The organism is Sphingomonas sp. PP-CE-1G-424 (assembly GCF_004341085.1).
Classification (GTDB): Bacteria; Pseudomonadota; Alphaproteobacteria; order Sphingomonadales; family Sphingomonadaceae; genus Sphingomonas.
In genome coordinates this window covers 237,137-251,629 of the sequence record NZ_SLXW01000001.1, presented here as the reverse complement: position 1 = coordinate 251,629, position 14,493 = coordinate 237,137, and the positions used below count along the sequence as shown (strand labels likewise).

Sequence of the window (14,493 nt, the reverse complement as noted above, 5' to 3'; positions counted from 1 at the left end):
GATCTTGCGTAGGATGACGAGGACGATCGCGATTATCGGGCTGACGGCGGCCTTGCCGGGCTGCATCAACGTGTCGGCGCCCGACAAGCCGATCGAGATCAACCTCAACATCAATGTCACGCAGGAAGTGGTCTATCGTCTCGATGGCGAGGCGAAATCGTTGATCCAGCAGAATCCGGGGATATTTTGATATGAAGAAGGTCATTGCCATGATTGCCGCAGCCGCGGTTCTCGGCGGCCTTTCGGTGGCAGCGTCGGCGCAGCGCGATCCGGCCTATGCCGCGGCGCGTGCCGGTGGCGAGGTCGGCGAGCAGCCCGACGGCTATCTCGGCCTGGTCGGCGCGGCGAGCGGCGACCTGCGCGCGCTGGTCAATAACATCAATATCCAGCGCAAGTCGGCGTACACGGCAAAGGCGCAGGCGAGCGGCGCGACGGTCGAGCAGCTTGCGTTCACGAGCGGCTGCAACCTGATCCTGCAGACCAACCCCGGCGAGAAGTACAAGACGCCGAACGGTGTCTGGAAGACCCGTACCGCCGGCGCTCCCGAACGCGATTCGCGCTGCGTTTGAGCTACCCGGGTAAACGCCCGACGCTTTCCTAGTTCGTCATCCTGGGCTCTACCCAGGATCCAGAGCCAAGCACGGTTCGCTTGTGGCTCTGGATCCTGACTTTCGTCAGGATGACGGGCTGGGCATCAGTCGCCATCCTGCTACCTAGCGCCAGTAACCCAACCCGACATTAATGACGCCCGTGTCACACCGGTTGACTTGCCCCCCCCCCTTTTCTAAACGGACCGCGCCTTGGCGGGATCGCTCGTCGCTGCTTGCTTCCTCCCCGATGCGAAATCAGGTGGAGGAATGTGCGTGGCGGAGATCGAACCCGGACAGGACCCCCAGGGTGTTGAAGATCCGCGACTTTCCGCGCTCGATGAGCGATTGCGAGAGGCGCAGCATCGGGAAACGCTCGCAAAGGGGCAGAAGGGGGCGGATGCCGAGCGGGGTTACTCGCAAGGCAATCGCGTCATTTCCGCTCTCATCGGGAGTCTCGTCGGCAGTGCGCTGATCGGATGGTTGATAGACCATTGGTTCGGCACTGGCCCTTGGGGGCTGATCGTGCTGCTGTTCCTCGGGATAGCGGTCGCGTTCAGGCAGATCATTCGAATTTCAGGCGAACGCCCGGAGTAACCGGGCGTTTGTCGTATCAAGACGGCAGGGATTCCACGTGGCGGCAGAACAGGGCGGCAAGATCGATCCGATGCACCAGTTCCTGATCGAGCCGGCGTTCGGCTCGCACTGGATCGTAGGTGGCTATGACCTGTCGTTCACCAACTCCGCATTGTGGATGGTGGTGACGCTGGTCGCGCTTTGGGCGTTCATGATCGGTGGCATGAAGCGCGAGCTCGTCCCCGGTCGCTGGCAGATGGCGGTCGAGGGCTTCACCGGCTTCATCTCGGGCATGCTCGAGCAGAATGTCGGCCCGGGCGGCAAGCGCTTCGTGCCCTATGTCTTCTCGCTGTTCATGTTCATTCTGTTCGCGAACACCATCGGGCTCCTGCCGTTCGGTATCGTCCCCGGCGTGCATCCGTTCACCGTGACCAGCCACATGACCGTCACCGGCGTACTGGCGCTGATCAGCTTCGCGATCGTGCTGCTCGTCGGCTTCGGCAAGCATGGCTTCCACTTCTTCTCGCTGTTCGTGCCGAGCGGTACGCCCGCACTGATGATCCCGCTGATCTTCGTGGTCGAGCTGATGTCGTTCCTGGTGCGTCCGTTCTCGCTCGGTCTGCGACTGTTCGTGGCGATGACCGCAGGCCATATCCTGCTCAAGGTGCTGGCCGCGTTCGTGATCAACGGCCTGAACCTGGGCGGGATGTATATCGGTCTGGTGAGCGCGCCGAGCATGCTGCTGATGATCGGCATCACGCTGCTCGAGCTGCTGGTTGCCGCGATCCAGGCATACGTGTTCGCGTTGCTGACGTCGGTCTATCTGAACGACGCCGTAAACCTTCACTAAGTTTTCCATTACCTAACTGATTTTCAAAGGGAATTTATCATGGACGTCAACGCAGCAAAGATGATCGGTGCCGGCCTCGCAGCGATCGGCATGGGCCTCGCAGCTCTCGGCGTGGGCAACGTGTTCGCTCAGTTCCTCGCCGGCGCTCTCCGTAACCCGGGCGCAGCCGACAGCCAGCAGGGCCGTCTGTTCATCGGTTTCGCAGCAGCCGAGCTTCTCGGTCTGCTCGCCTTCGTCACGATGATCATCCTCGTGTTCGTCGCCTAACAACTCGCTGAATTGGCCGGGCGACCGCGCCCGGCCGTTTCACGAAGGACCGACATGCCCCAGATTTCCCAGATAGCCGCTACCTACGCCTCGCAGATCTTCTGGCTGCTCCTCACCTTCGGCATCCTGTATTTCGGGATCGGCAAGGGAATGGTGCCAAAGATCGTGTCCAACGTGGACTCGCGCGAAGGCAAGATCGCCGGCGATCTGGCGGCAGCGGTCGCTGCCCGTGCGCAGGCCGATACGGTCCAGGCGAACTGGCAGGCCGAGATGGACGCGGCCCGCGTTGCGGCGCAGGCCGAGACCGCGGCAGCAGCCAAGCGCGCGGCGACGGCGTTCGAGCAGCAGGTCCATGCAGCCGACGCCGAACTCGCCGAGCGTCTGGGTCATCACGATCTGGCGGTCGCGAATGCGAAGGCCGAGGCGCTCTCGAACTTGCAGGGCGTCGCCGCCGAAGCAGCACAGCAATTGGCCGCCAAGGTCGCTGGTCTCCAGGTCAGCCTGGACGCGGCGACCGACGCGGTACGCAGGACGACGGCGCATGGCTAATCCAGATTCGGCCGCAAAGGTCATCCACGAAGAGGGCATGGCGCCCGAAGGTGCGATCGACAACCAAGGCATCCAGGGTCACACGACCGCGCCTGGCGGCGTCGAGCATGTGTCCGATCCGACCGCGCTCGGCCTGACCTCGACCGGCTGGGTCGCGGTCGCGATGATCGTCGTCATCCTGCTGATGATCTGGAAGAAGGTTCCAGGCATGATCGGCAAGATGCTCGATACGCGCATCGCCGGCATCCGCACGCAGCTCGACGAAGCCAAGGCGCTCCGTGCCGAAGCCGAAGCGATCCGCACCGAGTACGAGGCGAAGGCCAAGTCCGCGCACGTCGAAGCCGAAGCCATGAAGGCCCACGCGCATCACGAAGCGGCGGCGATCATCGCCAAGGCCAAGGCTGGCGCCGAAGACCTCATGACCCGCCGCGCCAAGATGGCCGAGGACAAGATCGCCGCCGCCGAACGCGCCGCGATCGCCGAAGTCCGCGCGCGGGCGGCGGATGCTGCGGCCAAGGCTGCCGGCATCCTCATCGCCGAGCACCACGACGCCGCCGCCGACCGCATGATGGTCGACCGCTCGATCTCCGGTCTCAGCCGCCTCAACTAACCGGGGGCGGCGCTCGAAGCGCTGCCGTTCCCCCGCGAAGGCGGGGGCCCAGGATCTCATAGGACAGCGCCTGCAACCCTGGACCACCGCCTTCGCGAGGGAACGGTAGTTGGCTTGGCGCTTTTCCTGTTTTGCACAGACGGTCGTCTCTTCCCGGGTTTCCGGCGGCCGAGTCTCCAATCTGAGCCCGTTGGAGAATATTCATGTCTTGGCTCATCCTTGCCGTCGCCGTCGTGACCGAAATTTGCTGGGCGCTCAGCCTGAAATGGGCGGCCACCGTAGCCACGTGGCAAGCCTCCAGCGTCCCGATCATTCTCAGCTTCGTCAACATGGGCCTGCTCGCGCTAGCGATGCGCGGCCTTCCCGCCGGCACAGCCTATGCGATCTGGACCGGCGCAGGCGCGATCGGCGTCATCATCGGCGGCGTCATCCTGTTCGGCGACAAGGTCAGCGGCATCCAGGCCTGCTTCATGGCGCTGACCGTAGTCGGCATCGTCGGCACCAAGGTCTTCGCCCAAACCTGATCGTTCCCTTGGCCCGTAGGGCTTTGAAGATTGATTCACGCGAAGGCGCAAAGGCGCGAAGAGAAGGTTTTGTTCGCGCAGAGGCGCAGAGAGCGCGGAGGCGTTGCGCTCTGGACTGATGTTCGGATTGCTAAAAGGATCTTGAGCCTTCGGCGGTTTGAGAACGGACGCGAATTCCGATCGACCCTTCTCTCAGCGTCCTCTGCGCCTCTGCGCGAAAACAATCCTTCTCTTCGCGCCTTTGCGCCTTTGCGCCTTCGCGTGAAAATCACTTCTCCAGCGGCAAAGACGATCGCTGGCATAACCCCCTCGCACTCCCTAGATTCCTGAGCGATGTCCTCCCCCAATTCCCCCGACCGGTTCAACGAAGACAAGTCCACATTCGCCGTCCGCGGTGGTGGTGAAGCGCCAGACCTCGCGGCGGGCGTAGCCGCGATCCGCAACGTGCTAGACACGCTGCCGATCCGCCCCGGCGTCTACCGCATGCAGGACGCGCGCGGCGACGTGCTTTACGTCGGCAAGGCGCGCGCGCTGCGGAACCGCGTCGCCAACTACGTCCAGGTCGAGCGGTTGACGAAGCGCCTCCAGCGGATGGTGTCGCAGACCCGGTCGATGACGATCGTCACGACCAACAACGAAGCCGAGGCGCTGCTGCTCGAATCGCAGCTCATCAAGCGCTACCGCCCCGCCTACAACGTGCTGTTGCGCGACGATAAGAGCTTCCCGTTCATCCTCCTGCGCGACGACCACGCCTTCCCGCGCGTCCAGAAACACCGCGGGGCGCGCCGGGCGAAGGGCAATTACTACGGGCCGTTCGCCAGCGCCGGGTCGGTCAACAACACGCTCAACGCGCTCCAGAAGCTGTTCCTCCTGCGCAGTTGCACCGACAGCTTCTTCAAGACCCGTGACCGGCCGTGCCTGCTCTACCAGATCAAGCGCTGCTCCGCGCCGTGCGTCGGCAGGATCGACGAGGCAGCGTACCGGGAACTGACCGAGGATGCGAAGGCGTTCCTCGGCGGCAAGTCGACCGGCGTGCAGGCCAAGCTCGGCGCGCAGATGCAGGCCGCCGCCGAGAACATGGACTTCGAACTCGCGGCGCTGCTCCGCGACCGTCTCCGCGCGCTCACCTTCATCCAGGGCACGCAGGCGATCAACGCGGAAGGGGTGGGCGACGCCGACATCTTCGCGATGGCGTGCAAGGACGGCCTGATCGGTATCCAGGCGTTCTTCATCCGCGGCGGCCAGAACTGGGGCCATCGCAGCTTCTTTCCGCAGCACACCAACGACGTCCCCGAGGACGAGGTGCTGACCAGCTTCCTCGGCCAGTTCTACGAAGAGGTCCCGCCCCCCAAGCAGATCCTGCTCGACCGCGAACTGACGGAAGGCGCACTGCTCGCCGAAGCGCTAGGCGAGCGCGCCGGCTACAAGATCGCGTTGCAGGTCCCGCAGCGCGGCGATCGCCGCCGCCTGATGGACCAGGCCAAGCGCAACGCGATCGAGGCAATCGAACGCCGCCAGGCCGAATCGACCACGCAGGCCAAGCTGCTGCGCGAAGTCGCCGACCTGTTCGACCTCGCCGAGCCACCCGAGCGTATCGAGATCTACGACAACAGCCACATCCAGGGCACCGCCGCGACCGGCGCGATGGTGGTCGCGGGCCCCGAGGGATTTCGGAAGGGCCAGTATCGAAAGTTCAATATCAAGAACAAGGATACCGCCCCGGGAGACGATTTCGCAATGATGCGCGAGGTCTTCACGCGGCGTTTCTCGCGCGCGCAGGCCGAGGACCCCGATCGCGATTCGGGCGACTGGCCGGACCTGGTGCTGATCGACGGTGGCAGGGGCCAGCTCAACACGGTGAAGGCCGCGCTCGAGGAGATCGGCGTCGAGGACGTGTGCCTGGTCGGGATCGCCAAGGGACCGGAACACGGCCGCGATGGCCGCGAGGTGTTCCACATGCTCGACGGCCGCGAGTTCCAGCTCCCCGTCAACGCGCCGGTGCTGTTCTACCTCCAGCGCCTGCGCGACGAGGTCCACCGGTTCGCGATCGGCGTCCACCGCGACAAGCGCAGCAAGGCGATCGGCGCCAGCCCGCTCGACGAAGTGCCCGGCATCGGCCCCGCGCGAAAGAAGGCGTTGCTGATGCACTTCGGCACCGGCCGTGCGGTCCGCAACGCGAGCTTGCAGGATCTTCAGCAGGCACCCGGCGTATCGGCAGGCGTCGCGCAACAGGTCTACGACTTCTACCATTCGCGCTGACGTCAGGTGAGGATCGGGCGCCGCTCGACCGGGCTAACCTAATCTTCATCACGAGTTGTTACAGGCTGCGGCAGTGACGACATCAGTTTTCCTTACCGTCGATACCGAGTTCGCCTGGCGGCACCACGCGGCGGGTCTGGATTGCGAGGCGATCTACGCGAAGTCGCTCGAACCCGCGGGGGTCGGGCTCGGCTATCAGCTTGCCGAGCTGGCGCGACACGATCTGAAAGCCTGTTTCTTCGTCGACCCGATGCCCGCGATCACCTTCGGGATGGCGCCGGTACGCCGCATGATCGAGACGATTCTCGAAGCGGGGCAGGAGGTTCAGCTTCACATTCACCCCAACTGGACCGGCGCCAAGGCGGGCGATCGCGGCGCCGCGCATGCGCGCTTCGAACTGTTCGACTACAGCCTGACCGAACAGCGCGACCTTCTCGGTCAGGCGAGAGATCTGCTGATCGACGCCGGCGCGCCCAAGCCGATCGCCTTTCGCGCTGGCAGCTATGCCGCGAACGACGATACGCTGACCGCGTTGGCGATGCTCGGTTTCAGCTACGACAGCAGCCATAACGGGTCGGAAGCACCGGGGACGAGCCGCATTTCCTTGGCGGCCGACCAGATCGCGCCGGTCGCATGGTGCATCGACGATACCGCGGGTGGCGGCGAACGCTGTATCGTCGAAGTGCCGGTGACCGTGATCGAGGACGTCCGCGGGCGGGTTCGGACATTCCAGCTCTGCGCACTGTCGGCAGGCGAGAGTTACGACGCGCTGGAGCATGCGGCGGTGGCGGGCCATTCGGCGGTGACGATCGTCAGCCACGGCTTCGAACTCGCCAACCGGCGCGGCACGCGGCCGAACGCGGTCCATGTCCGGCGTTTCCAGGCGCTATGCGGCACATTGTCGGAGATGCGCGAAGTGCTGCCCACCATGCACTTCGCCGATCGCCCGACGCTGGCGCTGGGGCGCGCCGACGTCCCGCTCGGTCCCGATGCGCTCCGCACGCGCTGGCGGCAGGCCGAACAGCTCTGGTCGAACTGGGTCGAGGAGCGACCGGGATCGATGCGTCGCGGATGACGCCGCGTATCGCGCTGAAGTTCCAGGTTGGCGCCCGGCCTCTGGCGACGATCCTGCGACGGCTGGTACGCGTGGCGTTCTCGCTCGATGCCGTGCTCGCGCCGGCTGCGACAGGGACAGGGCTGGTCCTGCCGCCGCTGCCCGACGATGCCGACGGATATCTGGTGACGTCGTTGCCCGAACCGATGCTTGCCGGTCTCGATCGCCGCGGCCTGCTCGCGTTCGTCCGGCAGCGATACGTGCGGTATCATGTCGATCTCGCAGCGGGCGAGGCGGCGTGGTTGGCTGGTCTGTCCGGCAGCGCAAGATCGGGGATCAAGCGCAAGGCGAAGAAGCTCGCGGCAGCGAATGGCGGTGCGCTCGATATCCGGCGCTATCACGATGCGGCGGCGTTCGCGGACTTCCATCCGCTCGCCCGCGCGGTGTCGGCGACGACCTATCAGGAAAAGCTGCTCGGATCGGGATTGCCCGACGATGCGGCTTCGGTGCGCCATCTTGAATCACTGGCGGAGCAAGGCCGTCTGCGCGCTTGGCTTATGTTTATCGCGGACACCCCGGCCGCCTATCTATGCTGCACGGCCGACTGCGAGTCGCTTTGCTATACCCATGTCGGGCACGACCCGGCGCATAACGACCTGTCGCCCGGCGCGGTTCTCCAGGTCGAGGCGATGCGCGACCTGTTTGCCGAGAGGCGGTTTGCGCGGTTCGACTTCACCGAGGGCGAAGGACAGCACAAGCGCCAATTCTCGACCGCGGGGACGGCGTGCGTAGATGTGCTGCTGCTGCGACCGACGCTCGCGAACCGCGCGACGGTGGCGGCGTTGCGCGGGTTCGATAGCGCGATAGCCTCGGCAAAGCGCGCCGCGACGCATCCAGCGCTCACAAGATTGGCAAAAAAGATCCGCCGCTGATCTTCCCCCCTCCCTGGAAGGAAGGGGCTGGGGGTGGGTAGGCTTCCGCGTGGTGGAACGCTGGGTGGCTGAAGCCGGCCGACCCACCCCCGACCCCTCCCTTCCAGGGAGGGGGGAAGAAGCTCTTTCGCTTCCTCTCCCGCTCCCGATCGGAGAGGCGTATAGCTCCCACAATGCACCTCCGCGCAGCCGCCATCGTCGTCGCCGTCCGCCAACACGGCGAGCATGGCGCCATCGTGCGTGCGCTCACTCGGAACGATGGTGTCCAGCCCGGCTACGTTCGTGGCGGGCGGTCGCGAGCCATGCGCCCGGTGCTGCTCCAGGCGAACGTCATCCAGGGCGAGTGGCGTGCGCGGACCGGCGAACAGCTCGCCTCGCTGACCGCCGAGCTGATCCACAGCCGCGCGCAGATGCACGGCGAGCCGCTCGCGGCAGGCGCACTCGAATGGGCGACCGCACTAACCGCCGCCGCGCTCCCGGAAGCGCAGCCCTATCCGCACATCCACGATGCGCTGGAGGGCGTGCTCGGCGCGATCGAGGCGGCGCCGTCCGCGCGCGGCTGGGCGGCTGCGCTGGTCCGATACGAATTGCTGCTGCTCGCCGAACTCGGTTTCGGTCTCGATCTGGATCGGTGTGTTGCGTGCGGCACCGAGGACGATCTCGGCTTCGTCAGCCCCAAAAGCGGCGCTGCGGTCTCGCGCGGGGCGGCGTTCGGCTATGAGGCCAAGCTGCTGAGATTGCCGCCATTTCTCAGGACCGGCGGCGAGGCGGACTGGTCCGACGTCTTCGACGGCCTGCGCCTGACGGGCCATTTCCTCGCGCGCGACATCCTCGTCGACCGTCGCGCCGACCCGTTGGCGGCGCGCGACCGGCTGGTCGATCGGCTCAAAAGGGCGGTTGCGTGAGCGCGCCTCGCCCGGCAAGGCCCGCGCAGGAGGAACGCACATGCCTTTGATTGCGATACTGGCCGGCGACGGCATCGGACCCGAAGTCACCGCGGAAGCGCGGCGGGTGCTCGATACGCTCGGTCTCGACCTCACCTACGAAGAGGGCCTCGTCGGCGGCGCCGCGTACAAGGCCGCCGGTCATCCGCTGCCGCCCGAGACGCTCGACCTCGCCCGTCGCGCCGACGCGATCCTGTTCGGGGCGGTCGGCGATCCCGACTGCGATGCGCTCGAACGCCAGTTCCGCCCCGAGCAGGCCATTCTCGGCTTGCGCAAGGAACTCGGCCTGTTCGCCAACCTGCGCCCTGCGAAACTGTTCGCGGGCCTCGAGGACGCCTCCGCACTCCGCCCCGAGATCGCCCGCTCGATCGACATGGTCATCGTCCGCGAACTGACCGGCGACGTGTATTTCGGCGCCAAGGGCATCCGCACCACCGCCGATGGCCTGCGCGAAGGCCATGACGAGATGCGTTACGACGAGACCGAGATCGCGCGCATTGCTCGCGTCGGCTTCGAGACCGCTCGCACCCGGAAGGGCACGCTGCTCTCGGTCGACAAGGCCAACGTGCTGGAGACCTCGCAGCTCTGGCGCGACGTCGTGATCGAGGTGTCGGCCGACTATCCCGACGTCGCGCTCAGCCATATGTACGTCGACAATGCGGCGATGCAGCTGGTGCGCAATCCGGGCCAGTTCGACGTGATCGTCACCGGCAATTTGTTCGGCGACATCCTCTCGGACGAGGCATCGATGTGCGCTGGCTCGATCGGCATGCTGCCATCCGCCGCGCTGAACGACTCGAACAAGGGCATGTACGAGCCGATCCACGGCAGCGCGCCCGACATCGCCGGGCAAGGCAAGGCCAACCCGTGCGCGGCGATCCTGTCCGCGGCGATGATGCTGCGCCACTCGCTCGACCTGCCAGACGCCGCCGACCGGATCGAGGCAGCGGTCGCTGCCGCGATCCTGAAGGGCGCCCGCACGCCAGATCTCGGCGGCACGCTCTCGACCTCTGCGATGGGCGACGCCGTTCTCGCCGAACTTGGCTGACCCGGTGATCCCGGACCTTCTCGAACTCGCGATCGTCATCCCGACGTTCAACGAGAAGGCCAATGTCGCGACGTTGATCGCCAAGCTCGACCAGGCGCTGGCCGGGCGCAACTGGGAGGCGATCTTCGTCGACGACGACAGTCCCGACGGTACGGCGGATGCCGCACGCGCGATCGCCCGGCTCGACAAGCGCGTTCGCGTGATCCAGCGGATCGGCCGGCGCGGGCTGTCGTCGGCGTGCATCGAGGGCATGTGCGCCACCGCGGCGCCGGTCGTCGCGGTGATCGACGGCGATCTCCAGCACGACGAGACGCTGTTGCCAGCGATGCTCGACCTGCTCAAGGACGAAGACACCGACGTGGCGATCGGCTCGCGCTTCGTCACCGGCGGGTGCACCGGGGAGTGGGACAGCGACCGTGTCGCCAAGTCGGCGCTCGCCACCAAGCTGTCGCGCCGCGTGCTGAAGTGCGACCTCAACGATCCGATGAGCGGCTTCTTCATGATCCGCACCGACATTGTCCGCCGCCTCGCGCCGTCGCTGTCGGCGATCGGCTTCAAGATCCTGCTCGACCTGCTCACCGCGTCGCCGACGCCGTTGCGCTTCGTCGAGGTGCCCTATACCTTCCGCTGCCGCACCGAGGGCGAGAGCAAGCTCGATCACGTCGTCGCGATGGAATATCTGATCGCGATCTACGACCGGATGTTCGGGCGCGTTGTGCCGGTGCGGTTCGCGATGTTCTCGGCGATCGGCGTGTTCGGAGTCGGCATTCACATGGCGGTGCTGACCGCGTTGTTCGTCGGGTTCGGTGCGAATTTCCTCGTCGGCGAGATCGTCGCGACCTTGGCCGCACTGACCTTCAACTTTTTCCTCAACAACGCGCTGACCTATCGCGACCGGCGCTTGAAGGGCTGGCGGCAACTGGTCGACGGCTGGGTGTCGTTCGCGGTGATCTGCTCGGTCGGTGCGGTCGCCAACGTTGGCATCGCCGCGTTCCTGTACGAGATGCGCGACGGGGCCTGGGCGGCCTCGGCACTGATCGGCGTGCTGGTCGGCGCGGTGTGGAACTACGCGCTGTCCTCGAAATTCACCTGGGGACGGTACTAGCCGGATTTTTGATCCTCCCCTGCAAGGGGGAGGTGGCTGGCGCTTGCCAGACGGAGGGGGAGGAAGGGGTGACCTCGGTTGCGTGGTCCTCCCCCTCCGTCGCTTTCGGCGCCACCTCCCCCTTGCGGGGGAGGATCGAGACACTCGGCCCAGCCTCTTCACACCCGCAAGGCTTGTCCCCGGGCTTGTCATCGCGGCTCCCCCCCGGCAAAGCGGCGCGCATGAAGCGCAAGACCGGCCAGGATCGTTCGATCACTCAGCATTGGCGTCCCGCGACGCGCGCCATCCGCGGCGGCACCGCCCGCAGCGAATATGGCGAGACGTCGGAGGCGTTGTTCCTCACCTCGGGCTATTGCTACGACAAGGCAGGCGACGCCGCGGCGCGCTTTGCCGGCGAGCAGGAGGGGATGACCTATTCCCGCCTCCAGAACCCGACCGTGCAGATGCTCGAGGAGCGGATCGCGCTGCTGGAGGGCGCCGAGGCGTGCCGGACGATGGCGACCGGCATGGCGGCGATGACCGCGTCGCTGCTGTGCCAGCTCCAGACCGGCGATCATCTCGTCGGCGGCCGCGCGGCGTTCGGATCGTGCCGTTGGCTGACCGACACGCTGCTGCCGAAGTTCGGCATCGCCACGACGATCGTCGATGCGCGCGACCCGCAGGCGTTTCTCGATGCGGTCCGTCCCGAGACTAAGGTGTTCTTCTTCGAGACGCCCGCCAATCCGACGATGGACATCGCCGACCTCAAGGCGATCTGCGACATCGCGCGTGAGCGCGGGATCACGACCGTGGTCGACAACGCCTTCGCGACGCCGGCCTTGCAGCGGCCGATGGAGTTCGGCGCGGACGTCACTGCCTACAGCGCGACCAAGATGATGGACGGGCAGGGCCGCGTGCTCGCCGGCGCGGTCTGCGGCACCGAGGATTTCATTACCAACACGCTGCTGCCATTCACGCGCAACACCGGCCCGACGCTGTCGCCGTTCAATGCGTGGGTGGTGCTCAAGGGCCTCGAGACGCTCGACCTGCGCATCCACCGCCAGTCCGAGAATGCGATGAAGGTCGGCGAATTCCTCGAAGGCCGTGTGCCTCGCGTGCTGCATCCCTTCCTGCCGAGCCATCCGCAGCACGAACTGGCCAAGCGCCAGATGGACGCGTGCGGGCCGATCTTCGCGTTCGAGGTCGAGGGTCGCGAACAGGCACACGCACTGCTCGACGCGCTGGAGCTGGTCGATATCTCGAACAACATCGGCGACTCGCGCTCGCTGATGACGCACCCCGCCTCGACGACGCACGCGAGCGTCTCGCCCGACAAGCAGATCGAGATGGGCGTGACCGAGGGGCTGTTGCGGATCAACGTCGGGCTCGAGGATGCGCAGGACGTAATCGACGACCTTGATCAGGCCCTGAAGCAGGCGGGCCTGTGAAGGCGTTGTTCCCCAATGCGGCGACGACCGATGGGGTGACGGTGCGCGTGTCGGTCAGCTATCTGCCCGAACAGTCCGAGCCCGAGCGCGGCCGCTGGTTCTGGGCGTATCACATCCGCCTCGAGAACGAGGGCACCGAGACCGTCCAGCTGCTCACCCGCCACTGGGTGATCACCGACGGCCGCGGTGCGCGGCATTCGGTCGAGGGCGAAGGCGTGGTCGGCGAACAGCCGGTGATCGAACCGGGCGCTAGCTTCGACTACGTCTCGGGCTGCCCGCTCGCGACGCCATCGGGTGCGATGCAGGGGAGTTACCAGATGGTCCGCGAAGACGGCGCCGTGTTCGCAGTCGAGATCCCCCGCTTCTCGCTGTTCGCCCCCGCGGTGCTCAATTGAAGCGCACGCATCTCCCGCTTAACGGTCTGCGCGTGCTCGACGCGGCGGCGCGGCATCTGTCGTTCACGCGCGCTGCGGACGAGCTGGCGGTGACGCCGGCGGCGGTTGGGCAGCAGATCCGCGCGCTGGAGGATACGCTTGGCGTCGTCCTGTTCCGCCGTACCACGCGTGGGCTCGAACTGACTCCCGAGGCGGAAGCGGGTCTAGGCGCGCTCCGTGGCGGGTTCCTCCAGTTCGAGGAAGCGGTTCGCGCGATGCAGGCGGGGCAGTCGTCGAAATCGCTGACGATCGCCGCACCGCGCGATCTGACCGAGAAGTGGCTGATGCCGCGGCTTGCACAGATCGCCGAGGCGGACCCAGAACTGCGCTTCGTGCTGATCACCGCGGACGAGAATGTCGACTTCACCGAAGCCAATCTCGATCTCGCGATCCGCTGGGGCGATGGCCCGGGCGAGCACGAGGGCGAGGCGCTCGAATCAGAGGGCATGGTGACGATCGCCAAGCCCGGCACCGACACCGAGGCCGCGATCGCATGGTCCGGGGAAGACGGCGTAGCGCTGGTGCGTGTCACCGACGCCGGCCTCGCGATCGACGCGGCAGCGGCGGGACTTGGCCGCGCGACGGTGCCGGAACTGCTCGCCCGCCGCGATCTGGCGCAGGCTCGCGTGCGGCTAATCGGCGAGTCGCAGCCGTCGAAGGGGGGGTATTGGCTCGTTGCCCCGCTCCCGCAGTGGCGCCAGAAGAAAGTCCGCGCGCTCGTGGATGCCCTGACGGCGTGAGGCAACCCGGACGCAGACCACGGCGCGCCGGCGTATCGCCGGTGCTGAAGACGCGTCGGCTGCGCCTGCGGCCGCTGGTCGAGGGCGACGCGACCGCGTTGCACCCGATGCTCGCCGACGCGGAGCTGATGGCCTATTCCGCCGACGGCCCCTTGGGCTCTGTCGACGACGTCCGCACCTACCTCGCCGAGGAAGCCGCCCCCGGCAACCAGCGTACCTGGGCGATCACGCGCACCGGCGACGACCGCGCGATCGGCTGGGTCTCTGGCAGCGAGGCCGATGGGGCAGGGGTGACGGAGATCGGTTTCATCCTCGCGCGCGAGGCGTGGGGGCGGGGGATCGCGCGCGAGGCTGTGTCGGCGGTGATCGATCGGTTGTTCGCAGAAGGCCGAAGCCGGGTGTTCGCTGACGCGGATACCGAGAATACTGCGTCGATCACCTTGCTGGAACGTCTCGGTTTCCGCCGCGAGCGATTGTTACGCGACGAATGGGAAACGCATCTGGGGTTGCGCGACAGCCTGATCTACGGGCTCTGCGCGGATAGCTGGCAGGCGGCTGGGCGGGCCTGAGCCACCGCCGCTATCCCC

At 66.3% G+C, this 14,493-nt stretch carries 18 protein-coding genes; all 18 read left to right on the top strand.

What is annotated here, in order from left to right:
• The first annotated feature begins 13 nt into the window (after window positions 1-13).
• The 18 genes from C8J43_RS01240 to C8J43_RS01155 all read left to right on the top strand — a co-directional run bounded on the left by C8J43_RS01240 (window position 14) and on the right by C8J43_RS01155 (window position 14,475).
• On the top strand, window positions 14-190 hold the full coding sequence (locus C8J43_RS01240; RefSeq protein WP_082444354.1) for a YnbE family lipoprotein: 177 nt from the start codon (window positions 14-16) through the stop codon (window positions 188-190).
• Window position 191: 1 nt separating this feature from the next.
• Window positions 192-569, top strand: coding sequence for a YdbL family protein (locus tag C8J43_RS01235; RefSeq protein WP_056055405.1), 378 nt, complete (start codon window positions 192-194; stop codon window positions 567-569).
• 288 nt (window positions 570-857) lie between these two features.
• Window positions 858-1,184, top strand: a complete 327-nt coding sequence (locus C8J43_RS01230) for an AtpZ/AtpI family protein (RefSeq protein ID WP_056055408.1) — start codon at window positions 858-860, stop codon at window positions 1,182-1,184.
• Window positions 1,185-1,254: 70 nt separating this feature from the next.
• Entirely contained in the window at window positions 1,255-2,013 is a 759-nt protein-coding gene (locus tag C8J43_RS01225; RefSeq protein WP_133029983.1) for a F0F1 ATP synthase subunit A, read from the top strand.
• Window positions 2,014-2,052: 39 nt separating this feature from the next.
• Window positions 2,053-2,280 carry a F0F1 ATP synthase subunit C gene (locus C8J43_RS01220; RefSeq protein WP_031394300.1) on the top strand — a complete coding sequence of 76 codons (228 nt, stop codon included), beginning with the start codon at window positions 2,053-2,055 and terminating at the stop codon, window positions 2,278-2,280.
• 54 nt (window positions 2,281-2,334) lie between these two features.
• Window positions 2,335-2,829: an ATPase gene (locus C8J43_RS01215; protein ID WP_132737615.1), complete on the top strand. Its 495-nt coding sequence runs from the start codon at window positions 2,335-2,337 to the stop codon at window positions 2,827-2,829.
• Window positions 2,822-3,439 carry a hypothetical protein gene (locus C8J43_RS01210; RefSeq protein WP_133029420.1) on the top strand — a complete coding sequence of 206 codons (618 nt, stop codon included), beginning with the start codon at window positions 2,822-2,824 and terminating at the stop codon, window positions 3,437-3,439. Before C8J43_RS01215 ends, C8J43_RS01210 begins: the two co-directional genes overlap by 8 nt.
• Window positions 3,440-3,642: 203 nt before the next feature.
• Entirely contained in the window at window positions 3,643-3,963 is a 321-nt protein-coding gene (locus C8J43_RS01205) for an SMR family transporter (protein ID WP_056488555.1), read from the top strand.
• Between the two features lie 333 nt (window positions 3,964-4,296).
• Complete coding sequence (gene uvrC / locus C8J43_RS01200; protein ID WP_133029419.1) at window positions 4,297-6,222, top strand: excinuclease ABC subunit UvrC; 1,926 nt, start codon at window positions 4,297-4,299, stop codon at window positions 6,220-6,222.
• 73 nt (window positions 6,223-6,295) lie between these two features.
• A complete protein-coding gene (locus C8J43_RS01195; RefSeq protein WP_133029418.1) occupies window positions 6,296-7,297 on the top strand; it encodes a polysaccharide deacetylase in 1,002 nt (333 codons plus the stop codon).
• Window positions 7,294-8,208 carry a GNAT family N-acetyltransferase gene (locus C8J43_RS01190; RefSeq protein WP_133029417.1) on the top strand — a complete coding sequence of 305 codons (915 nt, stop codon included), beginning with the start codon at window positions 7,294-7,296 and terminating at the stop codon, window positions 8,206-8,208. Before C8J43_RS01195 ends, C8J43_RS01190 begins: the two co-directional genes overlap by 4 nt.
• 173 nt (window positions 8,209-8,381) lie before the next feature.
• Window positions 8,382-9,113 carry a DNA repair protein RecO gene (gene recO, locus C8J43_RS01185; protein ID WP_133029416.1) on the top strand — a complete coding sequence of 244 codons (732 nt, stop codon included), beginning with the start codon at window positions 8,382-8,384 and terminating at the stop codon, window positions 9,111-9,113.
• A gap of 40 nt (window positions 9,114-9,153) precedes the next feature.
• Window positions 9,154-10,200: a 3-isopropylmalate dehydrogenase gene (gene leuB / locus C8J43_RS01180; protein WP_133029415.1), complete on the top strand. Its 1,047-nt coding sequence runs from the start codon at window positions 9,154-9,156 to the stop codon at window positions 10,198-10,200.
• A gap of 7 nt (window positions 10,201-10,207) precedes the next feature.
• Window positions 10,208-11,305, top strand: a complete 1,098-nt coding sequence (locus tag C8J43_RS01175; RefSeq protein ID WP_133029982.1) for a glycosyltransferase family 2 protein — start codon at window positions 10,208-10,210, stop codon at window positions 11,303-11,305.
• A 221-nt stretch (window positions 11,306-11,526) separates the two neighbouring features.
• Window positions 11,527-12,732, top strand: coding sequence for an aminotransferase class I/II-fold pyridoxal phosphate-dependent enzyme (locus tag C8J43_RS01170; RefSeq protein ID WP_133029414.1), 1,206 nt, complete (start codon window positions 11,527-11,529; stop codon window positions 12,730-12,732).
• A complete protein-coding gene (apaG, locus tag C8J43_RS01165; protein ID WP_056488567.1) occupies window positions 12,729-13,127 on the top strand; it encodes a Co2+/Mg2+ efflux protein ApaG in 399 nt (132 codons plus the stop codon). The genes C8J43_RS01170 and apaG overlap by 4 nt, the downstream gene beginning before the upstream one ends.
• Window positions 13,124-13,906: a LysR family transcriptional regulator gene (locus C8J43_RS01160; protein WP_133029413.1), complete on the top strand. Its 783-nt coding sequence runs from the start codon at window positions 13,124-13,126 to the stop codon at window positions 13,904-13,906. Before apaG ends, C8J43_RS01160 begins: the two co-directional genes overlap by 4 nt.
• Before the next feature lie 41 nt (window positions 13,907-13,947).
• Window positions 13,948-14,475, top strand: a complete 528-nt coding sequence (locus C8J43_RS01155) for a GNAT family N-acetyltransferase (protein WP_235529861.1) — start codon at window positions 13,948-13,950, stop codon at window positions 14,473-14,475.
• Window positions 14,476-14,493: the final 18 nt, after the last annotated feature.